The following is a 14,702-nucleotide window of genomic DNA, read 5'->3' on the forward strand; positions in this document are numbered from 1 at the left end:
GAAGCGGCAGCGACGGTAATGAGGCAGAAGTATACTCGCGAGGGTATAAAGAAAGTGAATTACCGCAACTCATTCAGTATAAGCACCTCAATCTGATATTTTGTCATTTTCGGCTGGCCCGGTATAGTGCGGCACTTCAGCCAGCCGCTCGTTGGTACGCTGCTCGAAATTCACGCGCCAGCAGAAATGGTGCAGGCCGTTGGTCAGCAGCAGCAGCGGGGCACCAATGGTCTGGTTGTAGGTGGCAGCCTGCATAGCCACTGCGGCCGTGATGGGCACCGTGGGACGCTTGCATTCTACTAACAGCAGCGGCAGGCCGGTGGCATCCAGCGCAACCAAATCGGTGCGCTTCTGGCGCTGGTTGTAGCGGTGCCCCTGCTCCAAACTCAGCAGGCCTTTGGGGTAGCCGCGGTGGTTGATGAGGTAATGCACCACGTGCTGGCGCACCCATTCTTCGGGGGTCAGCACCACATGCTTGCGGCGCAACACATCCCATATCAGCAAATTTTCGCTGGATTGTGTAACTTTGTATTCGAAAGGCGGCAGGTTCAACTCTTGCATCACCTCCAAAGGTACGGTCCCCGAACTTCGGTTCCCGCTTTTCCCCTCCGTACCGTCACATCCTCTTTCCAAGGATCTGACGGTTTTTTTGTACCCGGTTGGGTGCCCGGCCAAGGCAGCAGATACTGAGTTTCTCCTGCCCAAAGCCCTATTTTTCTCATTCATTCACTCGTTTAGCCATTCCCCGAATTGCCTATGAAATCCAAATCTGACATTGTAGAAAACTGGCTGCCCCGCTACACCGGCGTGCCGCTGAAAGAGTTCGGACAGTACATTCTGCTGACCAACTTCATCAACTATGTGCACATGTTCGCCGAACAGTTTGGCGTGGAAGTGCGCGGCCTCGACAAGCCGATGCAGACGGCTACCGCCAACGGCATCACCATCATCAACTTCGGCATGGGCTCGCCGATGGCTGCCACCGTCATGGACCTGCTGTCGGCCGTGAAGCCCAAGGCGGCGCTGTTTCTGGGTAAATGCGGCGGCCTGAAGAACAAAACCAAGCTCGGCGACCTGATTCTGCCCATCGCCGCTATCCGGGGTGAGGGTACGTCGGATGACTATCTGCCGGCCGAAATTCCGGCCCTGCCTTCGTTCCGGCTGCAGCGCGCGGTCAGCAGCATGATCAAAAAGCACGAGAAGGACTACTGGACCGGCACGGTGTATACCACCAACCGCCGCGTGTGGGAGCACGACGAAAACTTCAAGGAGTATCTGCGCCAGATCCGGGCCATGGCCGTGGATATGGAAACGGCCACCATTTTCACGGTTGGCTTCGTCAATGAGATTCCGCATGGCGCGCTGCTGCTCGTCAGCGACAACCCCATGACGCCCGAAGGCGTGAAAACTGCTGAAAGCGACAAGAAGGTGACGGCCGACTACGTCACGGCGCACCTGCAGATTGGGATTGACTCGCTGCTGGAACTGAAAAACTCCGGCGAATCGGTGAAGCACATGCGCTTCGAATAGCAAAACTGCCGCCCGAAAGTTAGCTTGCACGGTATGCAGGCACCCTCTATCCCCAGTGCCTCACCCGAGGGCGCTGGGGATTTTTTTGGCAGAAACGGACCGCAGCCGTGCGGTTCGGGCTCTTACCAATCTGTGTATCAGACCTCCAAAACGAATTCTATGACCTCATTTTCTACTCCTTATCTGGATATCATTTACCGGCCGGAACAGCACGTATTGCTGGGGCGCTGGCTGCGGGGCGTGATGCCCTTTGAGCTGCAGCAGGGCTATGCCGCCCTGCTGGAAGCGGCCACCGAGTACAACTGCCGCTTCTGGCTGCTCGATATCCGGCGGCGCGCCGGGGTTGATTCGTCGGATGTATTCTGGATTATGGAAGAGTTTTTTCCGAAGCTGCAGCCCCGCTTGGGCCGCACCACGTACTTGGCCTTCCTGATGTCGCCGCACCACCTGGCCGGCGTGCTCGCCAACGCTACCATTCCTTCACTCACGTACTTCGATACGCTTCCCTACCAGCTGCAGCGCTTCACCGACGAGTCGGCTTCACTAGAGTGGCTGCAGCAGCAGTACCAGCAGGATGCGGTAGCCAGCCAATAACCTCCCCTACTATTTGGATGCGGAATGCCGTGTGTACTTTCGCCCCATGATTCTGTTTCGCCTCCGCCTGCTGGTAGTGCTGCTGCTGCCCGCTCTGCTCAACAGCTGCCAGCCCCGCACCGCTGCCGACCTGATTGTGTACAACGCCACCGTCTACACCGTCGATTCGGCGTTCAGCAAGGCGCAGGCCTTTGCTGTGCAGGATGGCCGGTTTGTGGCGGTAGGCACCGCTGAGGAAATCCGGGCCAAGTACCAGAGCAAGCAGGAAGTGGATGCGCAGGGCCAGTTTATCTATCCTGGCTTCTACGACGCGCACTGCCACTTCTACCGCTATGCCCTGGGCCTGCGCGACGCTAACCTGGTAGGCACCGGCTCGTGGCAGGAAGTGGTGAAGAAACTCCAGGAGCAGCGTCGGCAGTACCCGCAGGCTGCTTGGCTGACGGGACGCGGCTGGGACCAGAACGACTGGCCTGGCAAGCAGTTTCCTACCAAAGACACCCTCGATGCGCTGTTTCCGAACACACCCGTTTTCATTATCCGGGTAGATGGCCACGCGGCCCTCGTCAACCAGAAGGCCCTGGATCTGGCCGGCATTACGGCCCGCACACCCATCAGCGGGGGCACCATTACTCTAGATGCGGGCGGCAAACTCACCGGCCTGCTCGTAGACAATGCCGTAAAGCTGGTATCGAGCAAGATTCCGGCGGCCACACCGGCAGAGGCGGAAGCCGCACTGCTCGAAGCCCAGCAAAACTGCTTGGCCGTGGGCCTCACCAGCCTTGCCGACGCGGGCCTGGACAAGTCGGACATCGACCAGATGCAGGCGCTGCAGAAGACCGGTAAGCTGAAGCTACGCCTCTACGCCATGCTCAACCCGACCAAAGCCAACCGGGACTTTTACCTCAAAAATGGTCCGGTCTTTACGGACCAGCTCACCGTCAGCTCGTTCAAAGTATATGCCGATGGAGCCCTGGGTTCCCGCGGCGCCTGCCTGGTGCATCCGTATTCCGACCGGCCCAAGGAAACCGGCTTCCTGCTTTCCACCGAGAAGGAATTTCGGACCCTGGCGCAGGAAATTGCGGCCAGCAAGTTCCAGATGAACACCCACGCCATCGGCGACTCAGCGAACCGTATCATTCTGAACATCTACGGCGAGGCGCTGCAGGGCCAGCAAGACCGGCGCTGGCGCATCGAGCATGCCCAGGTGGTAACTCCGGCCGACATGCCCAAGTTCGGGCAGTTCGGCATTGTGCCTTCGGTGCAGCCTACGCACGCTACTTCTGATATGTACTGGGCCGGCGAGCGGCTGGGCGCGGCCCGCCTCAAAACAGCGTATGCCTACGAGGCCCTCCGCAAGCAGTACGGGCAGGTGGCTATCGGCAGCGACTTTCCGGTGGAAGACATCAATCCGCTGTTCGGCTATCATTCGGCCGTGGCCCGGCAGGATGCCAGGAACTACCCCGGCGGCGGCTTTCAGATGGAAAACGCGCTGAGCCGCCCCGATGCTCTGCGCGGCATGACCACCTGGGCTGCCCATGCCGCCTTCGAGGAAAAGCAGAAAGGCAGCATCCGTCCCGGTATGGCCGCCGACTTCGTGCTGCTGAATACTGACCTGCTGGAGGCTCCCAAGGAAAAGCTGCGCAGTGCCAGAGTGCAACAGACCTGGATTGCCGGCGAGCAGGTGTTTACCGTAACATCTCGGTAATCCCTGTTTTTTTGAAAAAGCACAAGGCCGACCGTAACATAACGGCCGGCCTTTTTTCATGGCGTTTTCCTATTCTAGTACAATACTACTCGTCGCAGTACTCGACCGGCATTGGCATACTCAACCTGTACATAGTAAGTACCGGCGGCCAAACCTGCTACTGGCAGTGTGAGCATGTCCGTGGGTTGCTCCAGGGTGAGCACCGGCTGGCCCAGCACGTCAAGTAATTGTACACGTTGTGGCCGGCTACCGGCATCCAGACGCAGGTTGAGCGTTTCGCGGGCCGGTACTGGCCAGGCAACCGTACGAGCATCAGCCACCGAGGACATTATCCCCAGCACGTTGGCATCAAGCACCCGCACTAAACTAGTAGCACTGCCAGTTACCACCCCAGATAATGCTGCGCCAGCTATCATAATTGCGCCGTCAGGCTGCACCAGAAACCGTCGGACATTACCAGCAATACCCGTTATAAATCCTGCATCAGCGCTGCCATTAGATTGCACGCGTTCCACTGTAGCATGAGCTAGTAACACCCGCCCGTTGGGCTGCACAGAAAGTGCTTTTACTGCCCCAACATATGGTGGCACCGTGAAAGACCTGAAATAGCCAAAGGACGAGTCAATTGTACCATCAGGCAAGTACCGGCGCAGTAAACTATTGCCCGGACTGCCTTGAAACATACCACCCGCGTAGATTCTACCAGCAGCATCCAGCGCCAACCCATTCAGATCGGCAGTAACCGAACTTTCCAGCGGAGAGAAAGCAGTATCAATCGTGCCATCAGGCTGCAGTCGTATAAGCATGAACGCTCGACGGTAAGAGGGCCCGTTTGCAGCTACTAAAATCTTCCCATCAGGTTGAATCAATATCGTGTGGGGCGAGGTATCGGGGGTCGGGAGGGCATACTGAAAGCTAGGGTCGTATTGGCCGTTGGTGCCATTGAGCCGGACGATCTGCTGCTCACTGAACCCCGCACCACGCATATTTACTCTGCCCACTACTAGTAACTGCGCATCGGGCTGTATCAGCACCTGAGCTATTCCGTAGCTGGTGGCAATAGCCGATGAAGCTGGAGTGAAAGTTGAGTCCAAAGTTCCTGAAGGCAGCAGCCGGCCCAAGTATATTCGTCCACTGCCAGCCAAAGTGGTGAAACTACCGCCCACGAGTAAGCGCCCATCTGGCTGCAACGCTAAGCTGTTTACCGGCCCATTGGTGGCACACGCCGCTGTGAAAGCAGCATCGAGGGTACCATTCGCTTCTAGGCGCGCCAGCCGGGAAGCAGCCACCCCATTGATGGCTGTGAAGTCGCCGCCAATGATGTATTTCCCGTCCGGCTGGCGCACTATATCATTGATAGTACTCGCCTCTACAGCACCGGTTATGGAGTTGAGTTTAGTAGCTTGAATTGGTGGAAATGTTGGGTCGATGATAGACTGTTGCGCCCAGGCTGACAGAGAAAGCAGTGTCACGGCTACCATAACACCCATATTCCGGACGAGAGATATGCAATTTTTGGCCATGTGTTTACAAGATAATAAGCCGGGAGGCGGCAAGATAATTATCTGATTTATAAAAATATTCTTACAAGAGAATTAATTATTCCTACTTCTCGTCGGCGGAGGGGCCGTAGAGGCCGGGCACCGGAATGTCGAGCAGACGCAGGTACACGGTGAGCTGGCCCCGGTGATGAATGCTGTGGTTGAGGCCCATGAGGCGGATGGCAGTGCTTTTCGGACGGTCAAACATCACCTGCTCGCCGCGGTGCAGCTTGAAACTGTGGGTCAGCTTCTCGTCGGTGGTGGCCTGCAGCTCCTGCTGCAACGTGGCGCTGTACTCGTCGAAGCGGGCCAGCAGCTCCTCCTTGCTCGTGGGCGTAGGGCCGGGCTTGGGCGCATCGGGGTCGAGGAAGTCGCGCGAGTCGTGGGTGACAAACAGCGTCTTGAAGGCCAGCAGGTTGACAACGTGCGTGGCCAGCTGCCACAGCGTCATGCTCTTGGGGTGCGGGCGGTACTCGGCCTGCTCAAACGGTACTCGTTCGAGCACTTTGCGGGTGCCGGCCAGCTCCACATGGAGCTCCGCCAGAATATTTTGCTGCAGGGAAGAAGTGTGCATTGGGTTGACTGTAAGTGGGGTTAAACGCGAGGAAAAGCAAACGAGCATCGGGGCCTTCCCGATGCTCGTGCAAGAAGCAAAAACCGTTCGTAATGTTCAGGAAGCTGGCATGCCCGCATTGGGGGTGGCAGGCGGCGGCCCCAGGGTGTCGGAAGAGTCTTCGCGGAGCTTGCGGCCACGCAACTGAAGCAGGAAAATCAGGCCCAGGATGAAGAACACAATCAGAGCCAGGATGCTGTAGCGCATGTTGCCGCCCATCAGCTGCGAAATGCCGCCGAACACCACCAGCCCCACCACAATGCCCACTTTCTCCGTGACATCGAAGAAGCTGAAGTATGCCGCCGAGTTGTGCGTATTCTCAGGAATGATTTTGGAGTACGTGGAGCGCGACAGGCTCTGCACTGCTCCCATCGTGAGGCCGATGACGGCCGCCAGCGCGTAGAAGCTCCACCCGGCCTGCACGTAATAGCCCGCCACACAGATCAGCATCCAGATGAACACGGCCCAGCTCAGGGCCCGCGTGTTGCCGATACGCTCCGAGAGCTTGGCAAACAGGTAGGCGCCCAGTATCCCGACAATCTGAAGCAGCAGAATGGTGATGATCAGTGAGGTGCTATCCAGCTTGAGCTCCTCGGAGCCAAACAGCGTGGCCACGTACATCACGGTCTGCACGCCCATGTTGTAGGTGAAGTAGGCCAGCAGAAACCGTTTGAGGTTGGGCTGCTTTTTGGTTTCCTTCCACACCTTGGCCAGCTCGCGGAAGCCGTTGAGCAGCCAGCCCGATTCGGAGGCGGCGCCGGCCGGGCGGCCGGGGTCGGCGGGCAGCGTGAAGAAGGGAATCTGGGCAAAGCCGGCCCACCAGATACCCGTGAGCAGGAAGCTGTAGCGGGTAGCTTCGCCGGTGCTCAGCCCAAACATGGGCGTGCCCGACAGCGTAGGCCCCTGAATCAGGAGCAGGCACAGCACCAGCAGCACCACCGAGCCGATGTAGCCCATGGAAAAGCCCCGCGCCGACAGCGAGTCGAACTTCTCCTCGGAGGAAATATCGGGCAGGTAGGAGTTGTAGAAAACGATGGAGCCGGAGAAGCCGATGGTCGCCAGTATGAACACGAATACGCTCAGCGTAAACGTGCTCGGCTCGAAGAAATACAGCCCGGCGCAGGAAGCGGCGCCCAGGTAGCAGAACACCTGCAGAAACAATTTTTTCCGGCCCGAGAAGTCGGCCAGCGACGTGAGCAGCGGGCTGATGAGGGCAATAATCAGGAAAGCGGCCGACACGGAGTAGTTCTGCAAGGACGTGCCCGGCACGTGCATGCCCAGGAACTCAACCGGCGTTTTGCCACTATCCGTGCCGGTGACTTCCTTCACCATCGAGCTCCAGTAGATGGGGAAAATACTGGAGGTGATGACCAGCGGATACACCGAGTTTGCCCAGTCGTAGAACGTCCAGCCGCGGGTGATGCGCTTATCATCCTTGGGAATATGGTACAGGTCGGCCGCGGGGGCAGCCGGGGCGGCGGAAACGTCGCTCATAAGGACAATGGTTGAAGAAGGGTACGGGCAAGATAACGGGAATTCGGCGCGGCCGTTGCCGGGACAAGGGGCACCCTCCCCAAAAATAACGGGCCTGCCGATACCGACAGGCCCGCTGAGCCCCAGGCTCCTGTTGCGGAAGAGTCCGGCAACTGTTGGGCAAGAGTTGGGTACCTCCTGCCCAACAGGTTGGCCTTACTTCTCGATGCGCCTGAAGTCGGCGGCCTGAATGGCCTGCCCGAAGAGCTTACCGGGGCGGAATTTCACGCTCACGCTGCTGATGAGGGCCGGGTTGAACTCCTTTTCCGAGTCGGCGCCGCCGCTTTTGAGCGTGGTGAAAAAGGAGCCGAAGTCGCCGCAGCGCACGATGCGGCCATCGGCCAGCTCGCCGGGTACCACCTGAAACAGGGCTTCGAGCACGGCCATCACATCCACGGAACTGACCGTGGAAATTTCGCTGATGCGCTTGGCCAGGTCGCGCACGGTTGTGTCGCCCTGCGACTTGGCCGTGGCATAAAACTTCTTCTTGGCCGTGGCCGGTGCTCCGGGCGTGCCGCGCTCCACGAGGGAATATTCGATTGGCATACGAAATAGGGTTAGGATGAGGCCGTTAAGATATCGGTATTTAGAAGTATTCCCTACCCATATAACTATTTGTTGAGTCGGAATGCAACCGGACAGCGGTCGGCCCGGCCGGGCACCAGCGGCCGATGATACGCTCCACCCCCGCTATCTTATGATAACACTTATTCGGTCAAAACCAACTTATTTCAAGACATATATGTGTTATTTCAATGAGCTGGTTTGTAGGGTATCTTTAGTGATGCGACGCCTCGCGACGCTTCCACTCCCTTTTCTGCCTGCTCTATGAAAACCAACCTTCCCTCTTATCGGCCGGTCTGGAGCCGGCTGCTGCTGCTGCTGGCCGTGGGCCTGCCGCTGGTAGTAGCCTGCGACGACGACGACGACTCGCCCCGGCAGCCGTCCATCAGCTATGGTCCTACGGTGCAGGTGGGCAGCGGCTCGGCCCGCAGCTTCGTTGCGGCCGATGCCGATGGCAAGCCCACCGAAATCGGTATTGCTCTGACCGAAGCCGGCCTTACCGGTCTGCCCGCTACGCCGGTTACCGGCATCATGTACGAGCTGGCCCTGCCCACCGGCGACGCCACCGCCCGCCTGCCCTTCGACCATCTCTCCTTCGATTGGAACCCCAGCGGCCACGAGCCCGCCGGTGTCTATACCGTACCGCATTTCGATGCCCACTTCTATATGATTCCGTCGAGCGTGCAGCATGCCATCATCCTCGACGACCCCAAAGGCGACATTCTGCCGGCCCCGAACAAGCTGCCCACCGGCTACGTCACCGCGCCCAACGTAGCGCCGGGCCGCACCGTGCCCATGATGGGCCGGCACTGGTCGGACCCCAGCAGCCCCGAATACCAGCCGGGCGGCAGCTTCAGCCACACCTTCATCTACGGGTCGTACGATGGGCACGTCAGCTTTCTGGAGCCCATGTTTACCAAGGCGCTGCTGGTACCAGCAGTAGCGGTTCAGCAAGCCATCAAGCAGCCGCAGGTATACGAAGCAGCGGGCAAATACTACCCCGCCACCTACACCATTCGCTACGATGCGGCGACCCGCGAATACATCATCTCCCTCAAGGACATGACGCTGCGCTAAGCTCCGCGGCCGGCAGCCTTACCCGGTAGCAGTCGGCCCGGCCAACAGGGCCGCATACTGCGCTTCCGTATCCACATCCAGTGCCCCGCCCGGAAAGGACACGGTGGCTACCAGCTCCGAGTGCTGCTTCAGGAGCTGGCCGGCGCCGGCAGCGTCCGGCACTTGATAGAGCAGAGGCAGTGCTTCGGCCCCAAACAAGACCGGTACGCCCCGCACACCCCCATACTCACTGGCCACGATGGACCGGCCGGTAGCGGCATGCGTTTCGGCCAGCTGCCGGAGCAGCGCGGGCGTCACGAGAGGCTGGTCGCAGAGCAGCACCGTGACGGAACGGAGCGGAGAATACTGCGTTTTTAGTGCCTGCAGGCCGGTTTTCAGCGACGCGCCCATGCCCCGCGCCCATTCCGGGCACCGCACCACCCGCACCGGCAGGCCGGCCAGCTCCGGCAGCAGCTCCGTATGCAGCGCCCCCGTCACGACGACCACCGGCACGCCTCCCGCGGCGGCCACGGCGGTTTCGGCCGCCCGCCGCAACAGCGTCCGGCCCTGATAAACCAGCAGCTGCTTGGGCCGACCCAGGCGGGACGAGGACCCAGCGGCAAGCAGCAGTATGGCGTCGGGCATCAGTTGTGTTGTTTCAGATTGTCATCCTGAGCAGCGCGAAGGACCTTATCACGCATGAGCCAGTCGTGCTAACGTGATAAGGTCCTTCGCGCTGCTCAGGATGACAGGCGTTACGTATTACAGTCCGCACACGGCATCTACGCGGCCTTCCGCTACCAGCGGGGCGTTGCTGTGCAGGGGCGGGTGAATGGGGTGCGGGGAGTCGCGGAGGAAGCCGGCGGGGCGGCCCGTGAGCACCGCCTGAATTTCAGCCACGATGGACAGGGCAATTTCCTCGGGCGTTTCGGCTCCCAGGTTCAGGCCGATAGGACTGTGGATGCGGCCCCGCAGTTGCTCGGCCGCGTCGGGCGTGTCCTTGCACAAGTCTTCCAGCAGCCGCTCGTACTTCTTGCGCGGCCCCAGCAGCCCGATGTAGCGCGCCGTGGCGGCCGGCAGCAGATGCTGGAGCACCGCCAAATCGTAGTAGTAATTATGCGTCATCAGCAGGGCGAAGCTGCCATCGTGGGGCTGCTGGCCGACTTGCGCCAGCGGTAGCACGCGCACCTCATCGGCTTCCGGGAAGCGGGCGGGCTGGGCCTGGGCGGGGCGGCCGTCCACCACCAGCACGCGCCAACCAAGGCTGGCGGCCAGTCGCACCAGCGGCTGCACATCGTTGCCGGCCCCGTACACGGTGAGGCGTACGGGCGGGCGCAGGATTTCCAGGCTCACGCGCACGGTACCGGCACCGGCCGGGTAGTGTCGGGTAGCAGGCTGCCCGGCCGCCAGGGCGGTGCGGGCGTCGGCCAGAATGGCGGCGAACAGTTCGGCGGCTTCCGGCAGCGTGCCTTGGGCGGCGTTATCCGAAGTCAGCAGCAAACGCTGGCCCATGGCTACCTCAGCCCCCGGGCCGGCCGTACTGAATACGGTGGCCACCACGGCGTTGGCCTCCACACCTTCAGCCCAGCGGCGCAGCAGCTCCACGGGGTTGTCGGGGTTTTGGAAGTCGAGAGGTTCGAGCAAAATCTGCACGATGCCCTGGCAACCCAGCGCGGCCCCGAATTGCAGGTCGTCGTCAGGGTCGGTGGAGTCGTAGGTGACGACGGTGGGACGGCCCTGCTGAATCACGCGGCGGGCGCGCTGGCGGGCGTCGCCTTCGAGGCAGCCGCCGCTGATGGCCCCGGTCAGGCGGCCTTCGTCGGTGACCAGCATGCGGGCTCCGGGACGGCGGTAGGCCGAGCCAGCCACGTCCACCACCGAGGCCAAGGCGCAGGCGCGCCCCTCAGCGCGGTGCGCGTCGTAGGCGATAAGCAGGCGTTGGAGTTCAGTCATGATACACAACAGTACGGATAGGGAAACGGTGGCGTTGGCCTGAAACTGTCATTCCGAGCGAAGCGAGGAATCTGGGTTAGCCTGTAACTGGCAACTCAGATTCCTCGCTTCGCTCGGAATGACAGTTTTACTACGCCTGTACTGGTTTCGTGGCCAGCACTTTATCAGGGGTGATGGGCAGGCTGCGGACCCGCTTACCGGTGGCGTGGAACACGGCGTTGGCTACGGCGGCGGAAACGCCTACCATCGAAATTTCGCCTATACCCTTCACGCCCATGGCGTTGATGTAGGGGTCTTTTTCGTCGATGAATTCCACCGTCATTTCCGGAATATCGGCGTTGACGGGAATGTGGTAGTCGGCTAGGGAGGCGTTGGTGTAGCGCGAGTAGTTCTGGTCGCGCACGGTGCCTTCCATCAGCGCCGCCCCGATGCCGAAGATGCTGCCGCCGATGATCTGGGAGCGGGCAGTTTTGGCGTTGAGGATGCGGCCAGCCCCGTGTACGCTCACCCAGCGCGTGACGCGCACGGTGCCCAGGTCGGGGTCTACCTTCACCTCGCAGAAGTGCGCCCCGAAGGAGTGCATGGAATGGTCAGCGGCCTGATCCTTTTTGGCGGGGTCGGCGTTGGCGGCGGCTTGGGCGTCTTCGTAGCCGCTGCCGTAGCGGCCCTGGCCGTTGCCTTCGATGTCGGCCATTTCGGCGCGCTTCATGATGGCGGCAAAGTCCTCCCCTTTCTGCGGGTTGGCCTTGAGCTGCAAACGGCCCTGCTTCACCTCTACATCGGCCGCTTTAGCGCGGTACAGCGGCGACTTCTTATCGAGCACCGCCACCTTAATGAGCTTCTGCCACACATCCTGCGCAGCCATGTACACCGACGACGATACCGTGCCGGCCGCCACCGAGCCGCCCGAGTTGGGCGCGGTAGGCAGCTTGGTGTCGCCCAACTCGAAGCGCACCTTGTCCACGGGCAGAAACAGCGCATCGGCCGCTACCTGCGTCATCACGGTGTAGGTGCCGGTACCCAGGTCGGTAGCGCCCGACTGCACCACGGCGTGGCCGTCGGCGTAGAGGCGGGCGCGGGCCGTGCCCTGCGAGTTGTGGACGGGGTAGCTGGCCGTGGCCATGCCCCAGCCCACCAGCAGGCGGCCGTCGCGGGTGGCGCCGGCTTTGGGGTTGCGCTTGCTCCAGCCGAACAGCTCAGCCCCGCGGGCATAGCATTCCTTCAGGCTTTTGCTGCTCCAGGCCTTGCCGGTGCTGGGGTCCTTCTCGGCGTAGTTGCGCAGCCGGATTTCCAACGGATCAATACCCAGCTGGTAGGCCAGATCATCAAGGGAACACTCCAGCGCAAACGAACCGGGCGCTTCACCAGGAGCCCGCGTGAAGGTGGAAGTCATGACGTTGGCGCGGGCCAGCTGATACGACGCCTCGAAGTTCTGACACTCATACAGCATGTTGATAATCTTGCTGTTCGACTCGGCGTAGTTGTCCCACGGCGAGGTGGTGGAGGTCTTCTCGTGGATGAGGGCCGTGAGCTTGCCGTCGCGGGTGGCGCCCATTTTCAGGGTTTGGGTCTGGTCTTCGCGGTGGCCCATGCCCGTGAACATTTGAGGCCGGGTGAGCGACAGTTTCACGGGCCGGCCCACAGCCTTAGCCGCCTGCACCGTCAGGATGGTGTGGGGCCAGCTGGAGCCCTTGCACCCAAAGCCGCCGCCGAGGTACTTGGTCACGACGCGCACCTGCTCCGCCGAAAGTCCCAGCATCGTGCTGACGGCCTTCTGGGTGCGTGTCACGCCCTGCGTGGCGTCGTAGATGGTAAGGCGGTCGGCGGCTTCCCAGTGGGCCGTGGTGGCGCCGGGCTCCATCGGGTTGTGGTGGTTGATGGCGTGGGTGTACTTGTGGGTAAGCTGCACCGGAGCCGCCGCAAAGGCCGCCTGCGCGTTGCCGCGCACGGTGTGGGCCGGTGCTTTGCCGTCCTGCACTTTCGTGGGGTCGAACAGCTTGGCCTGCGGGTCTTCGTAGGAGGCTATCGGCTTTTCGGCGGCTACCTGCACTTTCAGCAGCGCAGCGGCGTACTGGGCGCGTTCCAGCGTATCAGCCACCACAATGGCTACGGGCTGACCGGCGTAATGAATCTGGTCGGTGGTCAGCGGCATAAAGCCCATGGGCGCGCCGATGGCCTTCTTACCCTCCGCGTCATTCGGCGTTTTGGCGAGCTTGGGCAGGTTCTGGTGCGTCAGGATGGCCAGCACGCCCGGTTGCTTCATAGCTGCCGTGGTATCGAAGCCGGTGATACGGCCCTTGGCCACGTCGCTGGTTTTGAGCACGGCGTGCACTAGGCCCGGCAGCTGGTTGAACTCGGCCGAATACTTGGCCTTGCCCGTGACCTTATCCCGGCCGTCCACCCGGTTCAGCGGCTGCCCTACGACGCCTGCCTTGGGGTTGGTATCAAAGAAAGTTGGTTCTGCGGTATCCATGGGAATGAGGTCCGTGAGGGAGGGGGTAGAGACGCGATACTTCGCGTCTCAATCGTTGCTGACGCTGTCTGTTGCGGCTTTTCAGGAGCAAGTCGTTCAACGGGGAGACGCAAAGTGTCGCGTCTCTACGCTGTTATTAGCCCGCTACTTTCATCAAGGCCTGCACCAGCGTGTTCTGCGCCAGCTCTACCTTGAAGGCGTTTTCCTTGCGCGGCTGGGCGCCACGCAAAGCGGCGGCAGCGGCGGCCCGGAACGTGGCTTCAGTGGCCGGCTGGCCCACCAGGGCCTTTTCCGCCTCAGGGCTACGCCAAGGTTTGGTTCCCACGCCGCCCAGCGCCACGCGGGCCGCCCGGATGGTGCCGCCCTGCACGTCGAGGCCCACGGCGGCCGAGGCCAGTGCGTAGGCATAGCTGGCCCGCTCCCGCACCTTGAAATACGTAGAGCGACGGGCATGCGCGGCAGCCGGAATGGTCACGGCGACAATCAGTTCGCCGGGCTCCAGCACGTTTTCCTTCTGGGGCGTTTTGCCAGGCAGTAGGTAGAATTCCGTCACGGGCACCTGGCGCTGCTTGCCCTTCTGGTTTTCCAGGGTCAGTACGGCATCCAGCGCAGCCAGGGCTACACTCAAGTCGCCGGGGTAAGCGGTGGCAATGCAGCTGTCGGAGGTGCCCAGCACAGCTAAGTTGTGGTTGTCGCCTTCCAAAGCGGGGCAGCCGGAGCCGGGCACGCGCTTGTTGCATGGAAACGCCGGGTCGCGGAAGTAGCCGCAGCGGGTGCGCTGCAAAATGTTGCCCCCGATGCTGGCCATGTTGCGCAGCTGCGGCGAGGCCGCCAGCAGCAGCGACTCGGAAATGGCCGGGTATTGCTCCAGCACCAGCTTGTTTTCTCCCACGTCGCTCATGCGCTCCATGGCCCCGATGCGCAGGCCGTCCTTGGTTTGCTCGATGCCTTTGAAGGGCATAGTGTTGATGTCGACCAGCTGCGGGTGCTCCTCCAGATTGGCTTTCATCAAGTCCAGCAGCGTGGTGCCGCCGGCAATGTAGGCCGCCTGGGGTTTGTCTTTCAGCAGGCCCGTGGCCTCTTTGGCCGAACCAGCCTGGGTATAGCTAAAGTTGTTCATGGAATTAGTGATGAAGTGAT

The 14,702-nt window shown here is 61.1% G+C and carries 13 protein-coding genes; 4 read left to right on the forward strand and 9 right to left on the reverse strand.

Going from position 1 to position 14,702, the window contains the following annotated elements; genetic code table 11:
- Nucleotides 1-87: 87 nt before the first annotated feature.
- Nucleotides 88-504, reverse strand: coding sequence for a type I restriction enzyme HsdR N-terminal domain-containing protein (locus IC231_RS08960; RefSeq protein ID WP_211538966.1), 417 nt, complete (start codon nt 502-504; stop codon nt 88-90).
- A gap of 252 nt (nt 505-756) precedes the next feature.
- Between IC231_RS08960 and IC231_RS08965 the strand changes: the two genes are divergently transcribed.
- From IC231_RS08965 to IC231_RS08975, 3 genes are all read left to right on the forward strand, one after another.
- A complete protein-coding gene (locus tag IC231_RS08965; protein WP_185886902.1) occupies nt 757-1,530 on the forward strand; it encodes an AMP nucleosidase in 774 nt (257 codons plus the stop codon).
- Between the two features lie 159 nt (nt 1,531-1,689).
- Nucleotides 1,690-2,124: a hypothetical protein gene (locus IC231_RS08970; protein WP_190784195.1), complete on the forward strand. Its 435-nt coding sequence runs from the start codon at nt 1,690-1,692 to the stop codon at nt 2,122-2,124.
- A 46-nt stretch (nt 2,125-2,170) separates the two neighbouring features.
- Nucleotides 2,171-3,829 (forward strand): amidohydrolase, encoded by a 1,659-nt coding sequence (locus IC231_RS08975; RefSeq protein ID WP_190784196.1) that lies wholly within the window; start codon nt 2,171-2,173, stop codon nt 3,827-3,829.
- A gap of 74 nt (nt 3,830-3,903) precedes the next feature.
- Here the strand turns inward: IC231_RS08975 and IC231_RS08980 are convergent, their stop codons facing one another.
- The 4 genes from IC231_RS08980 to IC231_RS08995 form a co-directional block, all read right to left on the reverse strand.
- Entirely contained in the window at nt 3,904-5,352 is a 1,449-nt protein-coding gene (locus IC231_RS08980; RefSeq protein WP_190784197.1) for a T9SS type A sorting domain-containing protein, read from the reverse strand.
- A gap of 82 nt (nt 5,353-5,434) precedes the next feature.
- The gene (locus IC231_RS08985; protein ID WP_190784198.1) at nt 5,435-5,944 is read right to left on the reverse strand and encodes a DinB family protein; all 510 of its coding nucleotides are present in this window, start codon (nt 5,942-5,944) and stop codon (nt 5,435-5,437) included.
- A gap of 96 nt (nt 5,945-6,040) precedes the next feature.
- On the reverse strand, nt 6,041-7,477 hold the full coding sequence (locus IC231_RS08990; RefSeq protein WP_190784199.1) for an MFS transporter: 1,437 nt from the start codon (nt 7,475-7,477) through the stop codon (nt 6,041-6,043).
- Nucleotides 7,478-7,672: 195 nt separating this feature from the next.
- Nucleotides 7,673-8,062, reverse strand: a complete 390-nt coding sequence (locus tag IC231_RS08995) for an HU family DNA-binding protein (RefSeq protein ID WP_190784200.1) — start codon at nt 8,060-8,062, stop codon at nt 7,673-7,675.
- Between the two features lie 282 nt (nt 8,063-8,344).
- Here IC231_RS08995 and IC231_RS09000 point away from each other — a divergent pair, with 282 nt between their 5' ends.
- Nucleotides 8,345-9,157, forward strand: a complete 813-nt coding sequence (locus IC231_RS09000) for a DUF5602 domain-containing protein (protein ID WP_190784201.1) — start codon at nt 8,345-8,347, stop codon at nt 9,155-9,157.
- Nucleotides 9,158-9,175: 18 nt separating this feature from the next.
- On the opposite strand, the gene IC231_RS09005 is transcribed toward IC231_RS09000, so the two are convergent.
- From IC231_RS09005 to IC231_RS09020, 4 genes are all read right to left on the reverse strand, one after another.
- Nucleotides 9,176-9,781 carry a nucleotidyltransferase family protein gene (locus IC231_RS09005; protein ID WP_190784202.1) on the reverse strand — a complete coding sequence of 202 codons (606 nt, stop codon included), beginning with the start codon at nt 9,779-9,781 and terminating at the stop codon, nt 9,176-9,178.
- Nucleotides 9,782-9,898: 117 nt separating this feature from the next.
- A complete protein-coding gene (locus IC231_RS09010; RefSeq protein WP_190784203.1) occupies nt 9,899-11,089 on the reverse strand; it encodes an XdhC family protein in 1,191 nt (396 codons plus the stop codon).
- A gap of 130 nt (nt 11,090-11,219) precedes the next feature.
- Complete coding sequence (locus IC231_RS09015; protein ID WP_190784204.1) at nt 11,220-13,562, reverse strand: xanthine dehydrogenase family protein molybdopterin-binding subunit; 2,343 nt, start codon at nt 13,560-13,562, stop codon at nt 11,220-11,222.
- 136 nt (nt 13,563-13,698) lie between these two features.
- Entirely contained in the window at nt 13,699-14,682 is a 984-nt protein-coding gene (locus tag IC231_RS09020) for an FAD binding domain-containing protein (RefSeq protein WP_190784205.1), read from the reverse strand.
- Between the last annotated feature and the right edge of the window lie 20 nt (nt 14,683-14,702).

The organism is Hymenobacter duratus (assembly GCF_014698995.1).
Lineage (GTDB): Bacteria > Bacteroidota > Bacteroidia > Cytophagales > Hymenobacteraceae > Hymenobacter > Hymenobacter duratus.